Raw genomic sequence first — 26765 nt, forward strand, 5'->3', positions numbered from 1 at the left:
TTTACACACCCCGAAGTACAACGTTCGAACTTAATTTAAGGAGGTCTTCATGGCCACACAAAAGAAAGAGAAGCCAAAGCTTCTCAGCAGGATGCGGAACGCTTCTCCGGTCGCTCTTCTGTTTCTGCTGTTCTGCTTCGGCACGGCCGCGGTATTTGCCCAGACCGATCAGGGCACCATCAACGGCATCGTTGCAGATAGCACGGGAGCGGTGGTTCCAGGTGCGAGCGTCACGCTCACCAACACGGATACCGGACTGCAGCTAACCGGAAAATCCGACCAGAGTGGCTTTTACAGCTTCTCTCCCATCAAGATCGGCAACTACAGGATTTCAGTCGAGTCGCCAGGCTTTCAGAAGACAACCCAGGAGAATCTGCATCTGGATGTCCAGCAGCGTCTGCAGGTCAACGTGGAATTGAAGGCTGGTGCAGCAACCCAGACCATCACCGTTACCGGGGCCCCACCGCTACTCCAGACCGAGGACGGCTCCAGCGGTCAGGTTCTTAGCACGAAGACCATCAACGACACCCCGCTTAACGGTCGCAACTGGGTGTTCATCGCACAGCTCGCCGCAGGCGTAAATCCTCCCAGCGGTTCACGCGGCGCCGGCAAAGGCGATTTCAATGCAAACGGCCAGCGCGCCGAGCAGAACAACTTCATCCTGGACGGCGTGGATAACAACAACAACGTCGTAGACTTCCTCAGCGGCGCCAGCTTCGTCGTGCGGCCTCCACCGGATGCCCTCGCCGAGTTCAAGATTCAGACCGGCGCCTATAGCGCGGAGTTTGGCCACTCGGCAGGCTCGGTTATCAACGCCAGCATCAAGAGCGGCACAAACGAGGTACATGGCGACATCTGGGAATACAACCGCAACGATGCATATGATATTCGCCAGTATTTCGATGGCAACAATCCGGTAGCCAAGTATCGTCAGAACCAGTTTGGCGCCACCCTCGGCTTCCCGATCATTAAGAACAAGCTCTTCTTCTTCGGCGATGTCGAGGCAAATCGCATCATCTTTGGTGAGACCCACTCCGGCTTAAATGTTCCTACCGCCCTCATGCGGCAGGGCAACTTCAGCGAGCTCCTCAATCCAGCACTCACCACCGGAAAAGCAGCAGTCACCCTCTATCAGCCCAGCACTACAGCGGCTGGCACCCAGCTCCTGCAGTGCGACGGTCAGCAGAATGTAATCTGCCCCAACCAGCTTGACCCGGTTGCCGCTCGGCTCATGAACCTGTTCCCTCTGCCTAACCAGGGCGCTCCCGGGCAGACCTACAATAACTACACAGTCCAGACCAATGCCCTCGACAACACCTGGCAGTGGGACACGCGTATGGACTACAACATCAGTTCAAAAGATCAGATCTTTGCGCGTTTCAGTTACGAGCATGAACCCGGCAATCACCCGGCGCCACTCGGACCCATTCTGGATGGCGGCAGCTTCGGCGATACCGGCAACATCATCAATCTGGGCGAGAACTTTACGACCAGCGAAACCCACATCTTTACTCCGACCCTGACCAATGAGTTCCGTTTTGGCTATAACTATGGCCACTTCGGCTATCAACAGTTCAATGCCAATACCGACATTGCGCCAACGCTCGGACTCGGTGGTATTCCGTATCAGCCGCTCAATGGTGGTCTTCCGGCTTTCAATGTTGGAGGGCTTTCCTTCTTCGGCTCCCCGACCTTCTACGTGTCGAACGAATATCAGAATGTGTGGCAGGTTCTCGACAACGTCACCAAGGTTGCCGGCAACCACAGTCTGCACATGGGCGTGAACTTCCAGCGCATTCGCTTCTCCACCCAACAGCCAACGCAGCCTCGCGGCACCTATAACTACACCGGTGTATTCACCTCTCAGGTAGGGACGGCGAATACCGGCTTCGGTGCTGCCGACTTCCTGCTGGGCACCATGAACAGTTCGGCGATCTCCAACATCTTCAATAGCGACGATGTGCGGTGGGATCGTGCAGCCTACTTCCAGGATGATTGGAAGGCAAGTCCCAAGCTGACCCTCAATATGGGTCTTCGCTGGGAGTACGCAACGCCTTATTACGAGCGCCACGATCACCAGGCCTTGTTCTATCCCACCAACGCGCCAGGCCCTGGCACCGGTCAAGGTGTTTATCTGCTGGCCAACAGCCAGAAGAACACCGTTCTTGCTCCGGCCTTCGCTAACCTGCTCGCCAAGGACAATATCCAGGTGCAGTACACCAGCAACCGTTCGCTGGTTCAGGGGCAGAAGACCAACTTCGCACCCCGCTTCGGATTTGCCTACACCATCAATGACAAGACAGTGGTTCGCGGTGGTTATGGCATCTTCTTTGGCGGCTTGGAAAGCATCGGATACTATCCCAATCTCGGCGAGAACTTCCCGTTCGAGTTCGACTCCAACTTCCCCAGCCCCACAAGCTGCGTGAACGGAGGAGGCTGCCCGACCAACGGCTTCACCCTCGAGTCCGGGTTCAGCAACGCAATCGCCGCAGGCTTGCAGAATTCCATTTCTGTCCCCAGTCTGCGCGGAAGCGATCCGAAAGAGAAGACGCCCTATACCCAGGACTACAACCTCGCCATTGAATACAGCCTGTCGAACAACATGGTTGTGAACCTCAGCTATGTCGGCGATAACAGCCGTCACCTGCAGGTCTTCCCCAATCCCAATGCGCCGGTCGCACTGGCGCCAAACGGATACGGACCAAATCCGAATCCGCTTCAGCCCTTCCCTGATTTTGGTGGTGTTTCTTACAGCTCCTATGCGGGGTCGTCCAACTACAACTCGCTCCAGGCCTCCTTGCAGAAGCGCTACTCTAACGGGCTCAGCTATCTGGCCACCTATACCTACTCGCACTCTCTTGACGATGCTCCGACACCTCTTGGCAGCACAGGAGATGGTGGATACCGCAACACCAACATCGTTCCGATCAATCAGGACTACGCAAGCTCACCGTTCGATGTTCGTCACCGCTTCAACATCAATGGCAGCTACGAGCTTCCCTTCGGCCTCGGACGGCAGTACGCTAACAAGAGCCGTGCGATGGATTACATCATCGGTGGGTGGATGACCAGTCTCACCTTCAGCGCGCAGACTGGCGAACCATTCACGGTCTACGCGACTAACATCACATCGCCTTCTGGAGCATCCGCGCGCGCTGTTCGCGTTTCGGATCCCTTCAAGGGCGGCGGCACACCTGATCCGAACTTCACCGGCTCAGCGGCCTTCACCTGCCCAACCAAGGTGCGTACTGTGCAGAACTGGTTTAACCCCTGCGCCTTCCGCAATCCTCAGCCCAGCAACATCACCTATCAGGCCAATGGACAGCCCAACACTGTGTCTGGTGCTGCAGCTCTGGCCTATCTCGGCTCGCCCCGTAACCAGATCAACGGTCCTGGTTATGAGCGCGTCAACATGTCCCTGTTCAAGAACTTCAAGACCTTCCGCGAGCAAACCTTCCAGTTTCGCGTAGACGCCTTTAACGTTCTGAACACGCCCGCCTACGGAGAGCCCAGCAATACCGGTATCTCCGCAAATGGCGGCCTCATCACCGGGGCGCGGTTCTTCCAGAGCTACACTCCGGATTCCCGCTTCTTCCAGTTCGCCGGAAAGTATAACTTCTAGCGCGCTACACTCTTCCTGATGGCGGAGACTGCAACCACAGTCTCCGCCGATGGAGAACCAATCCGCAGTGCTTCGATTCCGCAAACTGATCATCCTCTCCGCGTCCGCCCTTTTGCTGGCTTTGCCGCTTGCAGCGCAGACGCAGCATCCGCTCAGCGCAGCCGACCGCGCAGCTCTCAGCCGCGCGCTCGATGCGCAGGATCAGGGCCATCCGGAAGTCGCAGAACCGGCGCTTCGCGACCTCGCCCGTCGCAACCCATCCAGTTTTGAAGTTCTCGAATCGCTCGGGGTCCTTTACGCCGAAGGCAACAGGTTCGACTCCGCTCTGCCCCTGCTTAAGAAGGCCGCAACCCTCCAGCCCGGCTCCGCCATCGCGCAAGCCAACCTCGGGGCGGCGCTCTTGAAGCTGAACCGCAACCCTGAGGCATTGCGTGCACTCGAGCGTGCGTCTGCTCTCGATCCAGCCAATACTCACACGCAATCGGATCTGGCCCAGGCCCTCATGCTCAACCACGATCCCAGGGCTGCCGCCAAAGCCTTTGCGCGCGCCTCTGCGGGCAAATTCGATGATCCGGATCTCATCTACAACTGGGCGCTCGCCTCCTTTGAGTCCGGTGATGCGGCCCAGGCCGCCGCCCTGATGGCAAAGCTTGCCGACGCGCCATCGTCAGCCCCTGATCAGGAACTGCTCGGAGACATCGCGGAGCAGCAACGCGACTACAAGAACGCAGTGGAGCACTACAAGTTGGCTGTCCAGCTCGACCCCAGCGAGCCCAATCTGTATGTGCTCGGCGTCGAACTTCTCCGTCACTGGACATTCGCCGAGGCCATCAAGATATTCGAGTATGGAGTCTCAAAATACCCTCAAAGCAGGCGGATGGAGGTCGGCCTCGGCATAGCCCATTACTCCGCGAATGACTACGCCCGCGCCACCCCGATCTTCTCGCGCCTGCTCGACGCCGATCCTGATAATGCTTTCTACGCGGACATGCTGGGACACATGTGCGCCTTGTTGCCTAATGGAAGCGGCGACTGCGGCAAGCTCGTCGCCTTTGCCGAGCGGCATCCTAAGAACGCCCCTGCCGCTGCCTACGCCGCAGCCAGCATTCTGCACAGCCCCTCCGGCTCTGAAAATCTCAAGCAGGTACGCTCTCTGCTCGATCAGTCCTTAGCCGCGGATCCCAGGCTTCCCGAGGCCAGCTATCTGCTTGGCATGCTCGACCAGCAGGAAGGGAAGTGGGCCGAGAGCATTCCTCCTCTGCAGAAGGCCATCGCACTCAAACCCGACTTCGCCAAGGCTCACTATCGCCTCGGGCTTGCATGGTCGCATACTGGCAAGCGCGAACAGGCGCAGCAGGAGATCGCCCTTGAGCAGAAGTACAGCAAGCAGGAGACCGACGATCTGAATGCCCGCTTCAAAAAGGTGACGACCTTTCTTATCACTCAGAAATAAAAGAACTTCGCAAAGAGGGCCCGCGCATAGTCAGTCGCGTAAAATGTAGTTAATGGTTAGTAAAATATTGCCTGGCCGCCCCTATCCTCTCGGAGCAAAGTGGGACGGCACGGGCGTTAATTTCTCAATTTATTCAGAGCGAGCAACGGGTGTAGATCTCTGTCTCTTTGACGACGATGGCATAGAATCCGAACGGATTCCCCTCACTGAAGTCACAGCCTTTGTCTGGCACGGCTACCTCCCGGGCATCCCCGCCGGCCAAAAGTACGGATACCGCGTGCACGGACCATGGGACCCAGCCAATGGTCTACGATTCAACCCGGCCAAGCTGTTGGTCGATCCCTACGCCCAGGCCATTACGGGTTATGTCGACTGGACCCAGCCCATCTTCCCCTATAAGTTTGGCTCTCATGATGCGGACCTCGTCCGCGATGACCGTGACAGCGCCCCCGGCGTTCCCAAGTGTATCGTCGTCAATCCGTATTTTGACTGGGAGCACGATCGCCCTCTGCGAATACCGCTCGCCGATTCAGTAATCTATGAGACCCATGTGCGCGGATTCAGCATCCGGAATCCGGATGTACCTGAGCATCTGCGCGGCACCTACGCGGGCCTCGCCTCTCCCGCCAGCATCCGCCATCTTAAGCGTCTAGGTGTGACCGCCGTTGAACTGATGCCGGTGCATCACTTCGTCAACGACAGCCATCTCGTTCAGCAAGGGCTCACGAACTACTGGGGCTACAACACGCTCAGCTACTTTGCTCCGGCAGGCCGATATTGCGCGACCAACGACGAGGGCAACCAGGTAGCGGCCTTCAAAGCAATGGTCAAGACGCTTCACCGAGAGGGCATTGAAGTCATTCTCGATGTTGTCTACAACCACACCGCTGAGGGCAATCATCTTGGCCCCATGCTCTCGTTCGAGGGAGTCGATAATCTCACTTATTACCGCACCCTCGCCCACAATCCGCGCTTTTACATGGACTACACCGGCACCGGCAACAGCCTCAATGTCCGCCATCCGCAGGTGCTCAAGCTCATTATGGACTCGCTGCGCTACTGGGTCACCGAGATGCACGTCGATGGATTCCGCTTTGACCTCGCAGCCACTCTCGCCCGGGAACTGCATGACGTTGATCGCCTCAGCGGCTTCTTCGACATCATTCATCAGGATCCGACACTTGCCGATGTCAAGCTGATTGCTGAGCCATGGGACGTGGGCGAGGGAGGCTATCAGGTCGGCAACTTCCCCGTGCTATGGGCTGAGTGGAATGGCAAATATCGTGACACCGTCCGTCGCTACTGGAAGGGCGACAATGGGCAGCTCTCAGACCTGGGATATCGTCTGACTGGTTCCAGCGATCTTTATAAGCATGATGGCCGCCGTCCATACGCCAGCATCAACTTTGTCACCGCGCACGATGGGTTTACCCTTCACGATCTGGTCAGCTACAACTGCAAGCACAATCTGGCGAACGCGGAGAACAATCAGGACGGCGCCAACGACAATCATTCCTGGAACATGGGGGTGGAGGGTCCGACCAGCGATCCGGAGATTATCCATGCCCGCGAGCGTCAGAAGAGAAATCTCCTGGCCACGCTGGTGCTCTCGCAGGGAGTGCCAATGATCTCCGGCGGCGATGAAATGGGGCGCACGCAGCGCGGCAACAACAACGCTTATTGTCAGGACAACGAAATCAGCTGGTACGACTGGACGCCGTCATCGGAGAAGGAATCGCTGATCGACTTCGTTGCCAAGCTGGTGGAACTGCGCAGATCCCACCCAAACCTGCGCCGGAAGAAGTTCTTTCAGGACCGCGTCATTCACAACTCGGCCGCCCGGGATATTGCATGGTATGACATCGATGGCGAGGAGCTGAGCCCCGCCGCCTGGAACGCCGGCTGGGTACGCACACTGGGCCTGCTGCTCAATGGTGAGACGCTGGCAGAGATAGACCAGCTGGGCAACACCGTCAAGGACGCCAGCTTTCTGCTCCTCCTCAACGCGCATCACGAGGCGGTCACCTTCTTGCTGCCGCCATGTCCGGGCAGTGGTGTGTGGCATTGCATCCTCAACACCAATGACCTTGAGACGCCATTCAAGCACACCATTGCCAAGAAGCGAGTACGTATCGAGGGGCGGTCTCTGAACGTGCTCATGGAAAAGCCGATTGTGCCGCCTCCCTTGCTCTAGTTCGTCTTCTTGTCGGGGCGTCGTTCCGCGATCATCCGGATGCCGTATTTCGGCCGCAGCGTAATTTTCGGCTGCACCTCGATACGCTGTCCGGGTACAAGCTTCAGACGCCACTGCTGAGCGATCGTTGCGAGGACCAGTATCCCTTCCATCCACGCGAACGATTCGCCGATACACTGGCGGCTGCCACCGCCAAAAGGGAAGTAGGCGAAGCGCGGACGCCCCACCTTGTTTTCCGGCGTAAAGCGCTCCGGGTCAAACCGCAGCGGGTCAGGGAAGTGCTCTGCACTGCGCTGGATGATGTACTGGCTGAAGAAAAAGTAAGTGCCGTTGGGAAACTTGTAAGGGCCTATCTCAACATCGCGCGTTGCCTGCCGCCCCATCGCCCAGGCGGGTGGATAGAGCCGCATGGACTCGGCGAAAACCATCTCCGTGTAGCGCAGCTGTGGCATATCCTCGAGGGTGGGTAGCCGGCCTTTGAGCACGCTGTCGATCTCCGCGTGCAGTTTCGCCTCTACTTCCTGGTTTTGAGCCAGCAGCAGCCATGTCCACGAGAGCGCGTTGGCGACTGTTTCATATCCGGCGAGGAAGATCGTGATTACCTCATCGCGGAGCTGTTCATCGCTCATGCCGCTGCGGTCCGCCTCTTCATCGCGCGAAGCCAGCAGCATAGACAGCAGATCGCCGCGGTCAGTCGCATCCCGCCGCCGCTCTTCGATCATGCGATACACAACCTTGTCCAGCTGCCTGCGAGCGCGTCGAAAGCGCATCAGTCCGGGGATCGGCAGGTGCAGCATGGCCTCGGCGCGCGGCAGCGCAATCAGGAAGTTATACAGCCGCATGATTGCGTTCACTTCATCGTTAATGCTCTGAACTTCTGCGGTCACATCCGTTGCAAAAATGGTCCTTGCGACCACCTGCAGCGACAGCGCCATCATTTCTGACGAGGCGTCGAGCTCCGCACCCTCCCGCCATGCATCGCGCATGGCGGCCGCGCGATCGACGATCATCCCGCCGTACGCTTGAATCCGCTGCCTGTGAAACGCTGGCGCAGCGATGCGGCGTTGTCGCTTATGAGCCTCGCCATCGCTGGTGATAAGCCCTTCCCCGAGCAGGATTTTCATCCGGTATTGGGTGCGCTCTTTAATGAAGTTCTGCGGTTGATTGATGAGGATTTCGCGTATGAACTCCGGCTCGTTCACGAAGACAATATGATTTGTCCCCAGTCGGTAGTGAGCCATTCTGCCGTAGGTCTTTGCCAGGTGCTCAAAGAGCAGAATCGGATTTCCCGGCCGGAAGAACCTGCTGAAAAGATAGAACGGAAGGTTCCGCTTGAGCCCTGGAGGAAAGCGATATCCGCCGCGCTCAATCACGGTCCAGTCAGGCACGGTCTGGCATGTGGTAGCCATGGTTTCTTAAACGCTCCTCTACCACTTGTACGATGCTCTGATGAATCTGCTCAATAGACCGGTCGCCATCCACTACCACCACACGCAAAGGCTCACGCCTTGCGATCTCGCTGTACTTGTCGAAGACGCGCCGGTAAAAAGCATTGCCTTCCCGCTCAAAGCGGTCTTCGTTTCCACCTTTCGGGGCGTTTCGCTCGTTACGCCTGCGGGCTCTCGCCAGTGCGCGATCAAAATCCGGCATCAGCAGCAGGGTCAGGTCAGGCTTCAGGCCGCCGCACATCGTCGCATGGAGCTGCAGCACCACCTCGCTGCCAAGCTCCCGGCCGCCTCCCTGGTAGGCCTCCGTCGAATCCGTAAAGCGATCGCACAGCACGATGCGGCCTTCAGTCAGCGCCGGGCCGATAATCTCTGCAATTGACTGCGCGCGATCTGCGAACATCAAGCCGAGTTCCGTCATCGCTGCCAGCCTCTCCGTGCGGGAGTCGAGCAGCAGCGCACGTATGCGGTCCCCCACAGGGGTTCCGCCTGGCTGTCTTGTCACCACTGGCTGCATCCCTTGCGCCGCTAGCGACGCTGCCAGTCGCTTCAGCTGGGTAGACTTGCCGGAGCCGTCAATGCCTTCGAAAGTAATGAAGTAGCCGGTTTGCATTCCCTGAAGTTTAGCAGCGTGCTTCACTGTTTTAGACTTGGTTCATCCTGATTGTCGGGGAGAACTCCCGCTTTGCTATCCAAATCGCTGCATCTTCTGCTGCTCGGCGCAACTCTTGCCGCAGCCGCCCCGTTAATTGCCCAGACCTCCGCTCCCATTCATGTAACCGTCGATGTTACAGATGCACCGCGCAAAATGCTCCATGCGCAGCTCGATATTCCGGTGAAGCCGGGTCCACTGACCCTCGTCTATCCGAAGTGGATTCCTGGAGAGCACGGCCCCACCGGCCCCATTGATAATCTGGCAGGCCTGGTGATTGAAGCCAAGGGCCAGCAGCTTGCCTGGCAGCGTGACGACGTCAACATGTTCGCCTTCCACGTCATCGTGCCACCCGGCGTCACCACCCTCCACGCCAAGCTGGACTTTCTCGCTACGGCGGCTGCGTCAGGCTTCTCTGCCGGAGCCTCCACCAGTGCCAACCTCGCCATGGTCAGCTGGAACGAAGTCCTCCTCTATCCCGCAGGACATCAGGCGGATACCATCATGGTTGATGCCTCGGCAAAGCTCCCCGAAGGCTGGCAATACGGCACCGCTCTCACGAAGACCGGCAGCGATGGCGCCACCACCCACTTCGCCGAGGTCTCGCTGGAGCAGCTTATTGACTCGCCCCTGCTCACTGGCAGGTATTTCAAGGAGTTTCCCCTCGCACCGGAGATCACTCCCCGGCACTATCTCGATCTCGCCGCCGACGGCCCAGAGGATCTTGCCATCAAGCCGCAGGCTCTTGCCGCTTTCAGTAATCTCATCCGCGAGACCGGCGCCCTTTACCGCTCGCGCCACTATGAGAGCTATCACTTCCTGGTGACTCTCAGCGATCAGGTCGCGCACTTCGGCCTTGAACATCACCAGTCGAGCGACGATCGTGTGCCGGAGAAGACCTTCCTCGATGACAACCTGTCGCTGCTCGCTGCAGACCTGCTGCCGCACGAGTTCACTCACTCCTGGAATGGCAAATATCGCCGCCCGGCGGGCCTCGCAACCGGCAACTACGAGCAGCCGATGATAGGCAATCTCCTCTGGGTCTATGAAGGACTCACCCAGTACCTCGGCGACGTGCTCTCAGCGCGCAGCGGCATCGAAACCCCCGCGCAATATCGCGACGCCCTGGCCTCAACCGCCGCTGCCATGGACTATAGGCCCGGCCGTACCTGGCGCGATCTGCAGGATACGGCAACCTCCGCCCAGATTCTCTACGGCACCAGCCAGCAGTGGGATAACTGGCGTCGCAGCGTTGACTACTACCCTGAGGGCGAACTGGTCTGGCTTGATGTCGACACCACTATTCGCCAGCTCACCAACGGCAAAAAGAGCATCAATGATTTCTGCGCCCGCTTCCACGGTCTCGGTGGCAATACTCCGCCGAAGGTCATTCCCTACACCTTCGACGACATCGTAGCCAACCTGAACGCCGTCGTGCCCAATGACTGGGCTGCCTTCCTCACCGAGCGGCTCACCAGCAAGGCCCCACATGCACCCTTGGGCGGCATCACCCGCGGCGGCTATCAGCTCGTCTACACTGACAAGCCGAGCGACTACACGCAGGCGGGAATCGCCGTGGTTGGAGACGCGGTTGAGTGGTGGTCGATTGGCCTTAACGTAGGCAGCGACGGCAAAGTTGAGGATGTTCTCGTCGGCTCACCGGCAGATAAGGCCGGCTTCGGCCCGGGCATGCAGATCGTGGCCGTCAACGGACGCCAGTACACCAACTCACTGCTCAACGATTCCATCTCCGGAGCAAAGGGTAATAGCGCTCCCATCGACTTCATCGTTGCCAATACGGGGTACTACAAGATCCTCCACATCGATTATCACGATGGTCTTAAGTATCCGCATCTCGAGCGCGAAAAGGGAACTCCCGACCTGCTCGACGATATCCTCAAGCCCCTCACCACCGAGCCAAAGGGATAACCCTTCGCCGGAAGACCGCGCTCAGTGCTTGAATACCTGCATCATCAGCTCCGACTCAACTCTGTCCAGCTGCCGCAGCGTAGATTCCAGCCCGGGGCGGTCTTCCAGCGATGCGCCACCGAGAAATTCCTTCAGTCGGAACGACGTATGCCGCATCAGCATCTCCGCGTTCTTCAAGCGTTTTGAGTTGCTCGCCAGTCCCATGTGAATGCGCTGCGAATACTGCTCGACGGCCCGCAGCGTGGCAGAGGCCTGTTCCAGGTCTCCCTGCGCCAGCTGCTGCCCGGCCAGCTCTGTCATGGAGTGAACCAGCTCCGCATAGAGAAAACACTGTTCTTTGGGGACCGCCTGCTCGGCTCTGGATTCCAGCGCGAGCAGCGTCTGGGCGTCCGGTATCCGCTCGTCGATTGCTAGTGCGTAGGCAGAGATACCGGACAGTAGAAACGTAGTGATAAGGAGAACGAACCTCATGGCCCACCTCCTCAGGCGGCGCGAAGACGTTCGTGAATGTTTACTTGCCCAGGGCTACCAGGCGATGCTTCGCCTGCCATACCTGATCTGGAAACTGACTGCCTGCGACGTCGAGGAATTTGTGGTAGTTTTCCGCCGCAAGCTTCGTTTGGTGCAGAGTATCGTAGGCCGTGGCGCGAAGGAAATAGGTGGCAGGTGTTTCCGGCATTGTTTTTGATCTCATTGAAAGAGATTGAAGTGTGACTTCAGGTTGATGATCTTCTGAAGCCGCAAAAGCCAGGCTGCTCCACGCATTCCCATTCCCCGGCGCAAGCTGCGTCGCCCGCTCCAGCACACTGACCGCCTCGGCATATCGCTGTTGCTTAATCAGGTTGTCGCCGCGTTCAGCCAGCAGCGCAGGGTCATTCGGTGAGGCTGCTACCAGCTGCTGGTAGAGCGGCTCGGCCTTCGCCGCTGCCCCTGTTTGGTCATAGGCATCCGCCAGCATTCCAGTGATCAGCTTGTCGCCGGGCTGCTGCTGGTGCAGCTTTTCCAGCACCCCAACTGACTCCTGCTGCTTGCCCTCGGCGTTCAGAATGCTGGCCAGCTCGGTGTTCAGTGCCGGATCATCCGGATCGCGGCTCAGCGCGCTCTTCACCAGCGGCTCTGCCTCGGCATACTTCTTTGACGCGATCAGCAGATGCACCAGGCCCGCCGTCGCTGCTGAAGACTCCGGCTGCACGTTCAGCACCCGCCGGTATGCAGCTTCTGCTGTCGCCGAGTCGCCTTCGGCGTCGGCGATTTCGCCGGTCAGCAGGGTGTCGCCCACCGTCTCCGGACTCATGGACAATGCGGCCAGCAGCGCCTGCTTCGCACCATCCGGGTCGCTCGTGCGCAGCAGCTGCGCCAGCGCTCGAAGCGCCTGTGCCTTGGCCGCCGGGTTTGGCGGATTCGGAGTCAGCGGCACAGCTGCTTTCAGCTGATCGATTGCCTCATTCGATTTGCCCTCGCCTGCCAGAATCAGCCCCAGAGCAAGTCGCGGCTCAAAAAGCTTAGGATCGGCGGCAATGGCTCTGCGATAGTAGACAGCCGCGCCGTCCGTATGGCCCTGCGCATCCTCAATGTAGCCGCGGTCAAAGAGCGCTCTTGCATCCAGAGTATGAGCCGAGAGCCAGGTATCGAGCAGGCTCCGCGCCGCTCCATAGTTCTTCGCGTCGATATCGGACTCAGCCGTCGTCACCGGGCTGTTGGTGGGCACAGGTGCGCTGAGGTTGGGCTGGTCATCGACGGAGGTTCCCGGTGGCAGGGGGGCCGATTGCGCGACAGCGCCGGCAGCGGTCATGGCCGATAGAGCAGCCAGCAGGACAAGTTTCTGCATCTTTAAACTACCGTTTCTTCCGCGACTTCGCGCTTGTTGCCGAGCACCTTCGCCAGCCAGTAGCCGGTGTGGGAAAGCTCGTTTTGAGTAATCTCTTCCGGTGTACCGGTCGCGACGATCTGTCCGCCGGCTCCGCCACCCTCCGGGCCCAGGTCGATGATCCAGTCCGCAGATTTGATCACGTCCAGATTATGCTCGATGACCACCAGCGATCCACCGCCGTCGATCAGCTTGCGAAAGGCCGTCAGCAGCTTGCTCACGTCGTCGAAGTGCAGACCGGTCGTGGGCTCGTCGAGGATGTAAAGCACGCGGCTGCCCAGCTTCTTCGCTGCTCCGCTCGAAGTGCGGGTAGCTGCGAGATGCGCGGCCAGCTTGACGCGCTGCGCCTCGCCACCCGAGAGCGTTGTTGCCGACTGTCCAAGCCGCACATAGCCGAGGCCAACCTCTTCGAGCACTGCCAGCTTGTCGAGAATCTTCGGCTGACCCACAAAGAAGCGGAGCGCCTCCTTGACCGTCAGCCCCAGCACCTCGTGAATATTCTTGTTCTTGTACTTGATCTCAAGCGTGCTCGATTTGTAACGCGTCCCGTTACACTCTTCGCACGGCAGTTCCACATCCGCGAGGAACTGCATCTCTACCGTGACTGTCCCATCCCCCTGGCACACATCGCAGCGACCACCCTGCACGTTGAATGAGAAGTGTCCTGCGCCATACCCCCGCCGTTGCGCCTCGGGCTGCGCGGCAAACAGCTCGCGCACTGCGTCGAAAGCCTTGATGTAAGTCACCGGGTTCGAGCGGGGCGTGCGCCCGATGGGGGCCTGGTCGACCAGCACGATGTCGTTCAGCCGTTCCGCACCTTTCAGCTCGCGATACAGATGAGTAGGGTCTGCGCCCTCGCCTTTCCCTACCGCGTGCGCTACCGCCCGGTACAGCACATCGTGCACCAGCGTCGATTTACCTGAGCCGGAAACGCCCGTGATGCACGTCAACACATTCAGTGGAATCTCGCAGTCCACATTCTTCAGGTTATTGGCCCGCGCGCCTCGCAGCCTTAGCCAGTCCTTGCCTGAGTCGGGATTCGGCTCGCGCCGGCGCGCCGGCACCGGGATGGTCAGCTGTCCGCTCAGGTAGCGCCCCGTGATCGACTCAGGGTTGCGTGTCACTTCCGGCACAGTTCCCGCCGCCAGCACACGGCCGCCGTATTCACCCGCGCCCGGCCCCAGATCCAGCAGGTAGTCAGCCGCCCGGATCACATCGGGATCGTGCTCGACCACGAGGATCGTGTTGCCCAGGTCGCGCAACTCTTCCAGAATGCGAATCAGCTTCGCCGTATCCCGCGTATGCAGCCCAATGGAGGGTTCGTCGAGCACATAGAGCGCTCCCACCAGCCGCGAGCCCAGCGACGTAGCCAGCTGAATGCGCTGCGCCTCGCCGCCTGAAAGTGTTGAAGCCAGCCGGTCAAGCGTCAGGTAGTCCAGTCCCACGGCATCCAGGAAGTGCAGCCTCTGCTGTACCTCGCCGAGGATGCTTCCGGCGATCTCCTGCTGCATGGGTGAGAGTTTGAGCGCCGAGAAAAACTCATCGGCTGCGCGGATCGTCAGCGCTGCGGCCTCGCAGATATTCTTTCCATCGATTCGCACTGCGCGCGCTTCTGCGCGCAGCCGCTGCCCCTTGCACTCAGGACACAGTGCGTAGCCGCGATATTTGCTCAGCATCACCCGCACATGCAGCTTGTACTTCTTCCGCTCCAGCTGCTCAAAAAATCCGTGCACCCCCACAAACGAGCCGTGTCCTTCGAGCACGAACGCCTGCTGGTCCAGCGTCATGTCATACCACGGCACATTCAGCGGAATCCCATGCTGCTTCGCCGCGCGCTTCAACTCCGTGAAGTAGGGGCGGTACTTGGGTCGCATCCACGGATCGATTGCGCCATCTTCCAGCGTCTTCGATTTGTCCGGAATAATCAGGTCCAGGTCGAAGTCGATCGTGTTCCCAAAGCCCTGGCAGCGCGGACACGCGCCAAATGGATTGTTGAAGGAGAACAGGCGCGGCTCGGGCTCCGTGTACACCCGATGGCAGTTCTTGCACTCAAACGCCGCTGAGAATCGCAACCGCTCCCGCTCTGCTTCCCCTGCTTCACGCGGCACGATCTCGAAGAGAATCTCCCCGCCCTCGCGGTACCCGATTTCCGCCGCATCGACAATGCGCGCACGGCTCTCTGCCGAAACGGCAATCCGGTCTACCAGGATAAAGACAGGCAGGTCGAAGTTGATTTCAAGCAGCGATTCCGGCGTCGAAAACTCGTAAATCGTGCCGTTCTGGTAGAGACGATTGAAGCCGCGCTTGCGCAGCTCGCCCAGTCGCTCCTTGAGTTCCTCCGTCAGGGACGAGAGCGGAGCAGCGGCCTTCTTCGCCGTAGGTTTGCGCCCGCGCGTCTTCGGCTTTTCCGGCTCCGGCGAAACCGGTTGCGTCCCCGGCTTCTGCACTGGAAAAAGCGCATGTAGCCGGGTGCCATCGCCCAGCGCGAGTACTGCCGCCGCAATCTCGTCTACGCTGTCGCGCCGCACCACTCCATCGCACACGATGCAGTGCACCGTTCCACAGCGCGAATAGAGCAGCCGCATGTAGTCGAAGATTTCTGTGGCCGTGGCCACGGTCGAGCGTGGGTTGCGCGTCGTATTCTTCTGCTTGATCGCGATCGCGGGCGCAAGGCCGTCGATCAGGTCAACGTCCGGCTTCTCGATGCGCTCCAGAAACTGCCGCGCATAAGCAGACAGCGATTCAACATACCGGCGCTGTCCCTCTGCATAGATCGTGTCGAAGGCCAGGGAGGATTTACCCGAACCAGAGACGCCCGAGACGACCGTCAGCTTGCCGTGCGGAATCTCGCAGTCGATGTTCTTGAGATTGTGGACCCGCGCGCCGCGGATGATGATCTGGTCCGTCAAAAGTATGCCTTGTCTGAAGCAGTGCGTGCGAACCGCCCCATCTTGATTATAAAAGCGCTTTGCCGCTCTCGCTGCGCCTTTCGAGGCGGGTCGTCAAAGTCCCTTTCGATCCGCCGGCAAGTGAGCTGGCCCACACCGACAAGACCGGGAGCGTTCGCACCTGGCCATCTCGAAACCGCGGACCTCATGGCTTTGGAGAGGCGACTTCTCGAGCGTCGTTCGATTTTGGGTGCAAAGACTGAATGGGCTCGGCAGGATGCTCGCCGAGCCCATTCAGAATCAAGCCACCGCACCGCTTTTCCAGCCCGTCTGTTAGACCGCCTTATCTGTCTCCCTGCTCCCGCGCAAAGCATCGAGCAATAGCAGAAGGCCGCCGATCACAATCGCCGAATCCGCGATATTGAAGTCTGGCCAGTGATAGTGCCAGCTGCCGAAGTGGAGATTTACCGCAATGAAATCCGTGACCGTCTTGTCGAAGACGCGATCCCAGAGATTGCCGACCGCTCCCCCCAGTACCAGGGCGAGTGCGACCGTCGTCGCCGTCAATCGCCGCCCCGCCTTCAAGATCATCAGGAGCACAACCAGAGCCGCAAAGAGTGAAAAGGCAATCAGCATCCATCGCGTGCGACTCGGCGAAGCTGAGTCAGCGAAGAGGCTGAACGCCGCTCCATTGTTTTGCAGATTCGAAATGCCGAATGTCCCATGGATGATCACCTTCATATCGCCTGAGGCAATGTGCTTATGCACCAGGTATTTCGTCCACCGATCGAGCGCGACAATCACAGCAGAGATCATCAGCAGAAGGCCGCGCCAGTCGCGGCGTTGAGGCGCGGTCATGCGGTCACGCTCGCATATCCCATGGCGGTCAATGCTTCGGCGCATCGTCCGCACACCGTGCTCCACGGTCCAAACTGGGCCACATCCGTACGGTAGTTCCAGCAGCGCTCGCACTTCGTGCCATCGGCGGGCAGTGTCTCAACCACAAGTGAATCCCCACCCGTCAGCTCTACCTGCGAAACGTTCAGCAACTCCTTCAAGGCGCCCTCATATTTCGTCAGCAGAGCCAGCGCGTCCGACTCGGCGCTGATGCGGACCTTCGCCTCGAGCGCCTTGCCGATCCGTTTGTCCTTGCGAGCCTCTTCCAGGCTCTTCAGTGCCTCGTCGCGAATCACCAGCAGCCTCTGCCAGTCCGCCGTCGTATCCTTTGGCGCCAGCTCCTCCGGCTTCGGAAAGAGCGCAATGTGCACACTGGATTCCCGTCCCGCGACTGCAGGCAGATAACCCCATACCTCATCCGCAGTGAAGCTCAGTATAGGCGCCACCAGCCGGACCAGCGCTTCCGTGATCTTCCACAGCGCAGTCTGGGCCGAGCGGCGTTCCCTGCTTGCCGGCGCAAAGGTGTACATGCGGTCCTTCAGCAGGTCCAGGTAGAGCGCGCTCAGGTCAGCCACGCAGAACTCGGTCACCGCATGATAAACCCGGTGGAATTCAAATTCCTCATACCACCGCAGCACCTTCTCCGTCAGTTCGCGCGTGCGCGCCAGCATGTACTGGTCGAGCGGCAGCATCTCGTCAAACGCTACGGCATCGCGCGCCGTATCGAAGCCATGCAGGTTCCCCAGCAGGAAGCGGAATGTATTCCGCAGCTTGCGGTAGTTGTCCGCCACGCGCTGCATCAGGTTTTCGCTTGCCGCCATGTCTTCACGGAAGTCGATGGAGGCGACCCACAACCGCACAATCTCGCCACCGAGCCGGTTCGCCACGTCCACCGGATCGACGCCGTTCCCGAGCGACTTCGACATCGCGCGGCCTTGTTCGTCGAGCGTCCAGCCTGCCGTCGCTACATGCCTGTAGGGGGCTGCATTGCGAATCGCCACCGCGCACAGCAGAGATGAGTGGAACCATCCACGATGCTGGTCGCCGCCCTCCAGATACAGGTCGGCAGGGAACTGCAGTTCCGGTTCTGTCTCCAGCACCGCATGCCAGCTTGTGCCCGAGTCGAACCAGACGTCGAGAATGTCCGTTTCCTTCCGGAAATCCTTCTTGCCGCACTTCGGGCAGGCTGTGCCTTCGGGCAGCATCTGCCCTGCCTCATGCGAATACCACGCTTCAATTCCTTCGCGCGCCAGCAGTTCGACAATGCTGCGGTTGATTCCCGCATCGTTCAGCGCATGACCGCAGCCCTCGCAGAGAAACACCGCAATCGGCACCCCCCACACGCGTTGGCGCGAGATGCACCAGTCCGGCCGGGTCGCGATCATGTTCGAGATGCGTTCCTTGCCCCACGTTGGATCCCACTTCACCTTGTCGATCTCGTCGAGCGCTCGCTTGCGAAAGGTCGTCTCAGTGCCATCCTGGCTGGTCATCGGCGTCTCCATACCGATGAACCACTGCTCCGTCGCACGGAAGATCACCGGATTGTGGCAGCGCCAGCAGTGCGGATAGCTGTGATAGATATCGTTGCGGCCCATCAATGCGTCATGCGCCTTCAGGATCTCGATGATCGGCGAATTCGCCTCGAAGACCGTCAGGCCTTCAATCTCGGCCAGTCCATGCCGCATCCTGCCTTCGTTATCCACCTTGCACGTCTGGTCCAGGCCATAGCGCACGCCGGTGTAGAAATCGTCTGCGCCATGCGCCGGTGCGGTGTGCACCGCGCCGGTGCCCTGCTCAGTCGTGACGTAGTCGGCAACTACGCCTAGGATCGAGCGATCGACAAAGGGGTGTTGGAAGGTCGTGCGTTCCAGCCTCGCGCCTTTGAACCGTGCAACTTCAACCGCCCGCTCCAGGCCGCAGGCTTCGCGCACGGCCGTAGCCAGCGCCTCCGCGACGATGTAGGTGTTGCCGTCCTGTTCAAGCGCAACGTATTCCAGTTCTGCATGGAACGCGACCGCCAGGGACGCGGGCAGCGTCCACGGTGTCGTCGTCCAGATGATTGTCCAGACCTTCTTTCCAGCCAGCCGCGCGTCGAGCGTCGCAGCATCGCTGGTCAGCGCGTAGCGCACATACACGCTCGGACTGGTGTGCATCTCGTACTCCACCTCGGCCTCGGCCAGCGCCGTCCGGTCGTGGATGCACCAGTAAACCGGCTTCAGCCCGCGATAGACGAAGCCCCGCTCATAGAAGCTGTAGAACGCCTCCAGAGTCTTCGCCTCATACTGTCGGGTCATCGTCGCATAGGGGTCGTTGAAGCGGCCAAGGATGCCGAGTCGTTCAAACTGCGTCCGCTGCAGGTCGATATATTTCTGGGCGTACTCGCGGCAGGCGCGCAGCACTGAGGCGCGCGGCATCTCCAGCTTCTTGCGGCCCAGCTTTTCGTCCACCTTGATTTCGATCGGCAGCCCGTGGCAGTCCCATCCCGGCACGTAAGGTGCGTCAAAGCCAGCCATGGTCTTCGACTTCACCACGAAATCTTTCAGCCCTTTGTTCAGGGCGTGGCCCAGGTGAATTGGGCCATTCGCGTACGGCGGCCCATCGTGCAGGATATACTTCGGCAACCCGGCGCGGGCCTCGCGAATCTGCTCGTACAGCCCGGTTTCGGCCCATTGCTTCAGCCGTGTAGGCTCGTTCTGGGGCAGATTGGCTTTCATCGGAAAGCCGGTTTGGGGCAGCGTTAAAGTCGCCTTCAGCTCAGGCGCAGCGGACATCGGTTCTCCAGTCGATCTTGTACTTGATAGAGCTAAACTTCATTGTATCTGCTCGCGCAAGGCAAAAAACCGGCGACTTTCCCCCGTCGCCAGCGTCTATGTCGATAGCAAGTTGGAAGTGCCCGTTACGCGCCATCAACATATTTCCAGTCGCAGAATCGAGACAAGGGTGCTGGCCGTACTACATAATGAAGAGATAGACAGAAATCAGGTCTATCTCAAATCCGCGGTTTTTGCGCATAGGCTGTATGGGGAATCAGGTTTTGACACCTATTGAACTGGAACAAGATCGGTCACAGGACGAGCAGTTTGAACTCCTGCATGAAGCCGACGGCTCCATGTGGACGTCGCTCATCGCAAATTTGCGCGACGCCTTCTCCTCAAAGAAACAAGCACCACTTCAATTGAGTTCTACGCCAGTCGCTGTACACGATGCCTTGGAGTCCGAACCTGTCTGGAAGACTCTCGCGGACAGCATCCAGGATCTGTTCTTTCCAAAGAAGCTTCCGCCTCTTCAGCTCACTTCCAAGCCGGTCGCGGTCACCAATCCGCTTGAAATCCACCGTGATCCCAAATCCAGCGCCATCTCCGCTGGAATCCATGTGCTGGTCATTGGACTGATTGCGTTCTTTATCTATTGGCAGATCAAAACACGTCCGGCTGTCAGGAAGGCGGTCGTCACACCGGTGGACATCTCGCCCTTTATTCCCATGGCTCCAAAGACGATGGCGGTCATGGGTGGCGGCGGTGGCGGCGGCAATCATGAACTGGTCCAGGCCTCCAAGGGCAAGCTGCCCAAGTTCGACAAGCAGCAGATTGTGCCTCCGCAAAAGCTCCTCATCGATCATCCCAAGCTCGCTGTCGCTCCCACTGTAGTCATGCCGCAGCAGGTCAAGATGCCTGACGCTGCCATGCCCAACCTTGGCATTCCCCAGTCGAACCAGGTAGCGCTCGCCTCACAGGGCGGGGGGGCGGGCAGTGGCTTCGGACAGGGTTCCGGTGGCGGCATCGGCTCCGGCAGCGGCGGCGGTATCGGCCCCGGCTCTGGCGGTGGAACCGGTGGTGGCGTTTATCATCCGGGCGGCGGTGTTTCGGCTCCTCAGGTCACCTATTCTGTCGATCCTGAGTTTTCTGACGAAGCGCGACGCGCCAAGTATCAGGGCATCTGCATCGTATCTCTGATCGTTGATGCGCAGGGCAATCCGCAGCATGTTCGTGTTGTGCGCCCGCTGGGCATGGGGCTCGATGAAAAGGCTGTCGAAGCGGTCAAGCAGTACCGTTTCAAGCCGGCTATGTATAAGGGCCATCCGGTGCCGGTCGAAATCCAAGTCGAAGTCAACTTCCGAATCTACTAAGCGACTCTGAACTATTTCCGTGGCTGCATCACAAATGCAGCCACGGATAAAGAATAGTAGCCTGCTTACCTGATCTTCTCAGGCGCAGGGCAGCTACCGCTCTAAGAGTTGCTGCTGTGCTTTCTGCTCGTCAGGTGAGATCCAGCGATGAAAACGCCTCCCGCAGATTTGGCACCGTACCGGACGCATTCCTAAAGCGAGAAAAAAATAGTCTGCTTTTCGAAGGTGAGATGAGCGTAGATGCTTTTTTTCTGAACACCAGGGGCAGCTAAGCTTAAGCACTTGCAATAAGGACATTTTAAACATGCCTTTGATGAGATAACGCGTGAGATGGTTTTATAGTACTCCGATCAACACTCGAAAGTCATTGCATTTATCGCATGGTAGGTAACCATGAACAATAAAACCGGGCAGCGGATTGCGCTGCCCGGCCATTTTCTGCCTGTAACAGGCGTGTCCTTAGACCTCGTGTCCTTAGACCTTTGGTTCCAGTCCATCCAGAATCGCAAGGAAACTGTCATCGAGCGTCTTATTCTTCGAGATCGCTTCCGCCAGCGGAATATCCTCAATCTTCGTTCCATGGAGGACCACCAGCCGGCCAAATTTTCCTTGGTGGACCAGGTCAATAGCGGCCAGTCCATACCGTGTGGCCAGCATCCGGTCGTAGGCTGTTGGCGTTCCGCCGCGCTGGGTGTGACCCAGGTTCACTGAGCGAGTCTCATAGCCGGTGCGCTCTTCGATCGCGTCCGCCAGCACCTGGCCAATGCCGCTGAGTCTCGCATGGCCAAAGGAGTCGACCTTGTTTCCGAGCGTAGCCTGCGCGCCTGTGTCCGGCAGCTTGGCGCCCTCGGCAACGACGACGATGCCGTACTTCTTCCCATTGTCATGGTTGTGCTTCAGCAGCTTGCAGACATGGTCCAGATCGATTTGCTTCTCCGGCACCAGCACCGCGTGAGCTCCGCCTGCCACACCTGCCGTCAGTGCAATCCATCCGGCATCGCGTCCCATCACTTCGCAGACGATGACGCGGTTGTGCGCCTCGGCCGTCGTGTGCAGCCGGTCAATCGCCTCCGTGGCAATCGATACCGCGGTATCGAAACCAAAGCAGGCATCCGTGCCATTCAGGTCATTGTCGATGGTCTTCGGTACGCCCACTCCGGGCACTCCCGCCTGGATCAGCGCATTCGTCACCGACTGGGTATCGTCGCCGCCGATGGCAATCAGCGCATCAAGCTTGTTCGCCTTCATCGTGGCGACGCACTTCTCGATGCCGCCCTCGATCTTGCGGACATTGGTGCGCGAGGTCCGCAGAATCGTGCCACCCTTGATCAGAATTCCATCGACTGCCTCAAGCGTCAGCGGCATGGTGTTGTTGTCGAGCACACCGCGCCAGCCCTCAAGAAAACCGACAAACTCATCGCCGTAGTGGGTGATACCTTTGCGAACCACCGCATGAATCACCGCATTCAATCCAGGGCAGTCTCCGCCGCCCGTCAACACTCCAACTCGCATTGCGTTCACTCTCCAGTTAGAAAACTGTATCGAATGAATCATACTGTCCCGACGGTGGGGATTCAAATGATGTGGCCTGATCCGGGCCTTACTGCTCCGCGTTCAGCACGAGCTCGAACAGCAGCAGGCACACCGTCGTGAAAATGACGTCATAGACGCCGAGGAGCTTGATCCAAAGTCCGGGGTCGGCCTCGCCCGTCAGGATATTCGTCGTGGCCTGCACCATTCCCAGCAGCGCCGGAATGAAAATCGGAAACAGGATCAGCGGCAGCAGCAGCTCGCGACTACGGGTGCGTATTGAAAGCGCTGCAAAGAACGTGCCGTTTACCACCAGGGCCCACGTTCCGAGCGGCAGCACCACCAACAGCAGCCACCCCTGCCCGATCGCATGCAGGTTATAGAAAATCGTGAATAGCGGCGCCAGCGCCAGCTCCACCACGCTCACAAAAATGAAATTTGCCAGCACCTTGCCGATAAATAGCGAAGCCGCCGGCGCCGGCGTCATCCGCTGCGCGTCCAGCACCTGGTGGCGCAGCTCGCGCGCCCACGCCTGGTTGAGCGCCGTGACGGAAGCAAACATCACCGCCACCGAAAGAATCCCGCCTGAAATCTGTCGTGAGACCGCCCGCGTCGGGTCGAAGGCAAGCGAGAACAGCACAACCACCAGCAGCGCAAAAAACAGCATGGAGTTGATCGCATCCCGCGATCGCCATTCCAGGCGCAGGTCTTTCAGCAGGTGAATCAGGAAATACGGCCGCTGCTTCATGCAGGCCCATCTTTGGTGAGGTCGGTTACTCGCGCCAGCGCCGCCCGCAGGTAGTCGCCCGGCGCCAGCAAAATCTGCGTTCCGCGTACACCTGCCGAGACTGAAATGATGTCGAAGAGTTCCATCGTCTCATCGACGAAGGCAGGGAAGGGCCGTTTCGCTCCGAAGACGGTCACGCCGCCGCGAATGTAGCCGGTAAGCGGCTGCACATCCTTGAGCGAGACCATCTCTGCCTTTCGTGCATCAGCCGCCGCTGCCAGCTTTTTGAAGTCCAGCTCCGCATCTCCCGGTATCACCGCAAAAATATGTTCGCGGTCGCTGGTTACGCAGAGCAGCGTCTTAAAGACCTGCTCCGCCGGCAGTCCGATCTTCTTCGCGACCGAGGTTGCCGACAAGTCTTCGGGGTCCACTTCATAGTCGCGTAGTTCATAGTGAATGCCCAGCGAGTCGAGGAATCGGGCAGCGTTGGTCTTCATTTCGCAGTCTCCGTCGCCAGCAGCGAAGCCACACTGCCGGCCATCATCGTCAGCACATAGTCGGCCAGCGGCTCAGCGAGCTCCCGCTGGTGGGTAGTCAGCAGCACGGTTCGTCCCTGCGCTCGCTGGGCAGCCAGCAACGCCAGCATCTGCCGGGCGCTCGCCACATCCATGTTCGAAAACGGCTCGTCGAGCAGCAGCAGTTCCGGCTGCGAAATCAGCACCCGCGCCAGCGAAACCCGCTGCCGCATCCCTTGGGAATATTGCCCCACCGGCCGCTTCAGTGTTGGGTCCAGCCCGACAGCATCGAGAGCTGCCTCAGGTGCCTGGCATGGCCGCTCCCGGTAGAGGCTGGCAAAATAGCGCAGGTTCTCAACCGCCGTAAATTCGTCGTAGAGCATCGCCGCGTGGCTCATGTAGCCGATGCGGTCGCGCCCCTGGTGCGGAGGCCCTTCGCCCACCAGCACGGTGCCGTAGGTCGGCTGCAGCAGCCCCGCAATCACGCGGAGCAGCGTCGACTTGCCCGCGCCATTCTCGCCCAGCAGTACATACCAGCGCCCCTGTTCAAAGTCGACTGTGACCTTGCGCAGGGCTGCAAATGTTCCATAGAGTTTCGAGACGGTCTTCAGGCTGGCAGCGACGGGCATTCTGTTGCTGAGTATAGCGGGGAAGTGGGCGATCCCATGCTTTCACTCTCAATGCTTGGAATCAAAGCCCGGGGAATCCTTCGGTCCGGCGCAAAGCTGCGTTGCCGCATCTCTGCGCCGCCGCCGGACTAGCGCTGTTCTGAGACTGGCTTCAGCACGGCGGAAGCGGTCGCCGCAGGAGCCGCACCCGGTGCCTTGGGTGCATACTTCGAGGCGCACTTCGCCTGCAGTTGCGTAGCGTGGAAAACTCCATCGCGTCCGTAGGTCCCGATCGCCAGGGCTTGTGCATTGTCTTTGAAGGTATCCGGTGGCGGCTCTTCGCCGTGGTAGACCACAGGCAGCTTCAGGCCGTTCTCCACCAGGGTGAAGTCGGCATTCGTGCCGGTGTGTTGAATCGTGCCCGGAAGCACGTTCCCGGCGACGCGCAAATGCCGCGTATACGCCTTGTTGCCCATCCCATGCAGTTCGGCGATCGTGACGTAGTAGCTCTTGTTCGCCTGCTGACCGCTGATCGCCAGGTAGATAATTCCGGCGAGAATCACGAAGATGGCGACCGCGACGCGCACACCCTGATTATTTGACTTCATAGCAATAAGCCTAGGCAGACGAAATGACGTCGTCAAGCCTTATCCGCAGCCGCCTGCTTTCGACTTTATAATCACATCTGAGCTGCGATGGAATTTTCTACATCCAAACCAACAACGCAGCGCTTTTCTTTTAGATGAGGTGAATCATGGCTAGCAACGGCATACTCCATTCCGGTTCCATGCAGGAAATCCTGAAACCCCGCGCCGAATGGATCGTCAAGCGCAAAGCCGAGGCTGCGCGCACCGGCGACAGCAACGTGTCGCAGATGCACTTCGCGCGCAAGGGCCAGATCACCGAAGAGATGTTGTTCGTGGCCGAACGCGAGAAGATCACCGCCGAGCTGGTCCGCGATGAGATCGCCGCCGGCCGCCTGATCATTCCCGCCAACATCAACCACCCTGAGCTTGAGCCAATGGCCATCGGCGTCGCCAGCCGCTGCAAAGTCAACGCGAACATCGGCAACTCCGCCGTCTCCTCGAACATTGACGAGGAGCTGCGCAAGCTGCACATGGCAGTGCAGTTCGGCGCGGACACGGTCATGGACCTTTCCACCGGCGGCAACATCCCGGAGATTCGCGATGCCATCCTCCGCCACTCGCCCGTGCCCATCGGTACCGTTCCCATCTATGAGGCGCTTAACCGCGTCAAGAAGCTCGAAGATCTGAACATCGATGTCTACCTTGAGGTCATCGAAGAACAGGCGCAGCAGGGCGTCGATTACTTCACCGTCCACGCCGGCGTGCTCATCCAGTACGTTCCCATGGTTGCCAAGCGCATCACCGGAATCGTCAGCCGCGGCGGAGCCATCCTCGCCCAGTGGATGACCCACCACCACAAGCAGAACTTCCTCTATGAGAACTTCGATCGCATCGTGAAGGTGATGGCGAAGTACGACGTCAGCTTCTCGCTCGGCGACGGCCTGCGCCCGGGGTCCATCGCTGATGCCAGCGACGATGCCCAGTTCTCTGAGCTCAAGACCCTCGGCGAGCTCACCGCACGCGCCTGGCAGGACGACGTGCAGGTCATGATCGAAGGCCCCGGTCACGTGCCGCTCGATAAGATCAAGGAGCAGGTCGATAAGGAAGTCGAATACTGCTTCGGCGCGCCCTTCTACACCCTCGGGCCGCTGGTTACGGATATCGCTCCTGGCTACGATCACATCACCAGCGCCATCGGCGCCGCGATGATCGGCTGGCACGGCGCATCGATGCTCTGCTACGTCACTCCCAAGGAGCACCTCGGGCTTCCCAACGAGAAGGACGTCAAGGATGGCATGATCGCCTACAAGATCGCGGCCCACGCCGCCGATATCGCCCGTCACCGGCCCGGTGCGCAGGATCGTGATGACGCCATCAGCTACGCCCGCTACACCTTCGACTGGGAGAAGCAGTTCGCCCTCTCGCTCGATCCTGAGACGGCGCGCTCCATGCACGACGAGACGCTGCCTGACGACTACTACAAGGAAGCAGCCTTCTGCTCCATGTGCGGTCCCAAGTTCTGCTCCATGAACTGGTCGAGCAAGGTGGACGAGTTTAACAAGAATGTCCATGGACTGGAGAAGGCCGACCTGAGCGGTCTCGTCACGCTCCAGGCGCAGCAGCTTGCCGCCAAAAACTGACAAGTTAGCCAAACTCAAAAATCAAACACCCGGATGAGCCATCATCCGGGTGTTTCTGTCTTCGGCTGTACAGTCACCGTCAGAG

Annotated in this window: 18 protein-coding genes; 6 read left to right on the forward strand and 12 right to left on the reverse strand. The window is 59.3% G+C overall.

Translation table 11 applies throughout. The features are described from left to right. The first annotated feature begins 49 nt into the window (after nt 1-49). From C7378_RS02765 to glgX, 3 genes are all read left to right on the forward strand, one after another. Nucleotides 50-3622 carry a TonB-dependent receptor domain-containing protein gene (locus tag C7378_RS02765; RefSeq protein ID WP_243648019.1) on the forward strand — a complete coding sequence of 1191 codons (3573 nt, stop codon included), beginning with the start codon at nt 50-52 and terminating at the stop codon, nt 3620-3622. 67 nt (nt 3623-3689) lie between these two features. Continuing rightward, nucleotides 3690-5075 carry a tetratricopeptide repeat protein gene (locus tag C7378_RS02770; protein WP_165876618.1) on the forward strand — a complete coding sequence of 462 codons (1386 nt, stop codon included), beginning with the start codon at nt 3690-3692 and terminating at the stop codon, nt 5073-5075. Nucleotides 5076-5127: 52 nt separating this feature from the next. Continuing rightward, complete coding sequence (gene glgX, locus C7378_RS02775; protein WP_131991450.1) at nt 5128-7269, forward strand: glycogen debranching protein GlgX; 2142 nt, start codon at nt 5128-5130, stop codon at nt 7267-7269. On the opposite strand, the gene C7378_RS02780 is transcribed toward glgX, so the two are convergent. Together C7378_RS02780 and tmk are read right to left on the reverse strand one after the other, a co-directional pair. After that, nucleotides 7266-8678 (reverse strand): cytochrome P450, encoded by a 1413-nt coding sequence (locus tag C7378_RS02780; protein ID WP_131991452.1) that lies wholly within the window; start codon nt 8676-8678, stop codon nt 7266-7268. The genes glgX and C7378_RS02780 overlap by 4 nt on opposite strands. Further along, nucleotides 8650-9354, reverse strand: coding sequence for a dTMP kinase (tmk, locus tag C7378_RS02785; RefSeq protein WP_341539112.1), 705 nt, complete (start codon nt 9352-9354; stop codon nt 8650-8652). Before tmk ends, C7378_RS02780 begins: the two co-directional genes overlap by 29 nt. Nucleotides 9355-9399: 45 nt before the next feature. Here tmk and C7378_RS02790 point away from each other — a divergent pair, with 45 nt between their 5' ends. Continuing rightward, complete coding sequence (locus tag C7378_RS02790) at nt 9400-11295, forward strand: M61 family metallopeptidase (protein WP_165876619.1); 1896 nt, start codon at nt 9400-9402, stop codon at nt 11293-11295. Between the two features lie 21 nt (nt 11296-11316). On the opposite strand, the gene C7378_RS02795 is transcribed toward C7378_RS02790, so the two are convergent. From C7378_RS02795 to ileS, 5 genes are all read right to left on the reverse strand, one after another. Further along, nucleotides 11317-11766 carry a hypothetical protein gene (locus C7378_RS02795; RefSeq protein ID WP_131991454.1) on the reverse strand — a complete coding sequence of 150 codons (450 nt, stop codon included), beginning with the start codon at nt 11764-11766 and terminating at the stop codon, nt 11317-11319. 40 nt (nt 11767-11806) lie between these two features. Next, the gene (locus C7378_RS02800) at nt 11807-13123 is read right to left on the reverse strand and encodes a tetratricopeptide repeat protein (RefSeq protein ID WP_131991456.1); all 1317 of its coding nucleotides are present in this window, start codon (nt 13121-13123) and stop codon (nt 11807-11809) included. A gap of 2 nt (nt 13124-13125) precedes the next feature. Further along, a complete protein-coding gene (uvrA, locus tag C7378_RS02805) occupies nt 13126-16071 on the reverse strand; it encodes an excinuclease ABC subunit UvrA (RefSeq protein ID WP_131991458.1) in 2946 nt (981 codons plus the stop codon). A 312-nt stretch (nt 16072-16383) separates the two neighbouring features. Continuing rightward, complete coding sequence (gene lspA, locus C7378_RS02810) at nt 16384-16953, reverse strand: signal peptidase II (RefSeq protein ID WP_243648020.1); 570 nt, start codon at nt 16951-16953, stop codon at nt 16384-16386. After that, a complete protein-coding gene (ileS, locus tag C7378_RS02815; protein ID WP_131991460.1) occupies nt 16905-19718 on the reverse strand; it encodes an isoleucine--tRNA ligase in 2814 nt (937 codons plus the stop codon). Before ileS ends, lspA begins: the two co-directional genes overlap by 49 nt. Nucleotides 19719-19981: 263 nt before the next feature. Here ileS and C7378_RS02820 point away from each other — a divergent pair, with 263 nt between their 5' ends. Beyond that, nucleotides 19982-21073 (forward strand): energy transducer TonB, encoded by a 1092-nt coding sequence (locus C7378_RS02820; protein ID WP_243648021.1) that lies wholly within the window; start codon nt 19982-19984, stop codon nt 21071-21073. 474 nt (nt 21074-21547) lie between these two features. Here C7378_RS02820 and C7378_RS02825 read toward each other — a convergent pair whose 3' ends face one another. The 5 genes from C7378_RS02825 to C7378_RS02845 all read right to left on the reverse strand — a co-directional run bounded on the left by C7378_RS02825 (nt 21548) and on the right by C7378_RS02845 (nt 25061). After that, the gene (locus C7378_RS02825) at nt 21548-22585 is read right to left on the reverse strand and encodes a 6-phosphofructokinase (protein WP_131991464.1); all 1038 of its coding nucleotides are present in this window, start codon (nt 22583-22585) and stop codon (nt 21548-21550) included. Nucleotides 22586-22673: 88 nt separating this feature from the next. Continuing rightward, complete coding sequence (locus tag C7378_RS02830) at nt 22674-23351, reverse strand: heme exporter protein CcmB (protein ID WP_131991466.1); 678 nt, start codon at nt 23349-23351, stop codon at nt 22674-22676. Continuing rightward, nucleotides 23348-23827 carry a Cys-tRNA(Pro) deacylase gene (gene ybaK / locus C7378_RS02835; protein WP_131991468.1) on the reverse strand — a complete coding sequence of 160 codons (480 nt, stop codon included), beginning with the start codon at nt 23825-23827 and terminating at the stop codon, nt 23348-23350. Before ybaK ends, C7378_RS02830 begins: the two co-directional genes overlap by 4 nt. Further along, a complete protein-coding gene (ccmA, locus tag C7378_RS02840; RefSeq protein ID WP_131991470.1) occupies nt 23824-24474 on the reverse strand; it encodes a heme ABC exporter ATP-binding protein CcmA in 651 nt (216 codons plus the stop codon). Before ccmA ends, ybaK begins: the two co-directional genes overlap by 4 nt. Before the next feature lie 128 nt (nt 24475-24602). Next, the gene (locus C7378_RS02845; protein WP_131991472.1) at nt 24603-25061 is read right to left on the reverse strand and encodes a cytochrome c maturation protein CcmE; all 459 of its coding nucleotides are present in this window, start codon (nt 25059-25061) and stop codon (nt 24603-24605) included. A gap of 146 nt (nt 25062-25207) precedes the next feature. On the opposite strand from C7378_RS02845, the gene thiC reads away from it, so the two are divergent. Beyond that, nucleotides 25208-26680, forward strand: a complete 1473-nt coding sequence (gene thiC, locus C7378_RS02850) for a phosphomethylpyrimidine synthase ThiC (protein ID WP_131991474.1) — start codon at nt 25208-25210, stop codon at nt 26678-26680. Nucleotides 26681-26765 lie beyond the last annotated feature (85 nt).

Origin of the sequence: Acidipila rosea (assembly GCF_004339725.1) — a bacterium.
GTDB classification, from domain to species: Bacteria; Acidobacteriota; Terriglobia; order Terriglobales; family Acidobacteriaceae; genus Acidipila; species Acidipila rosea.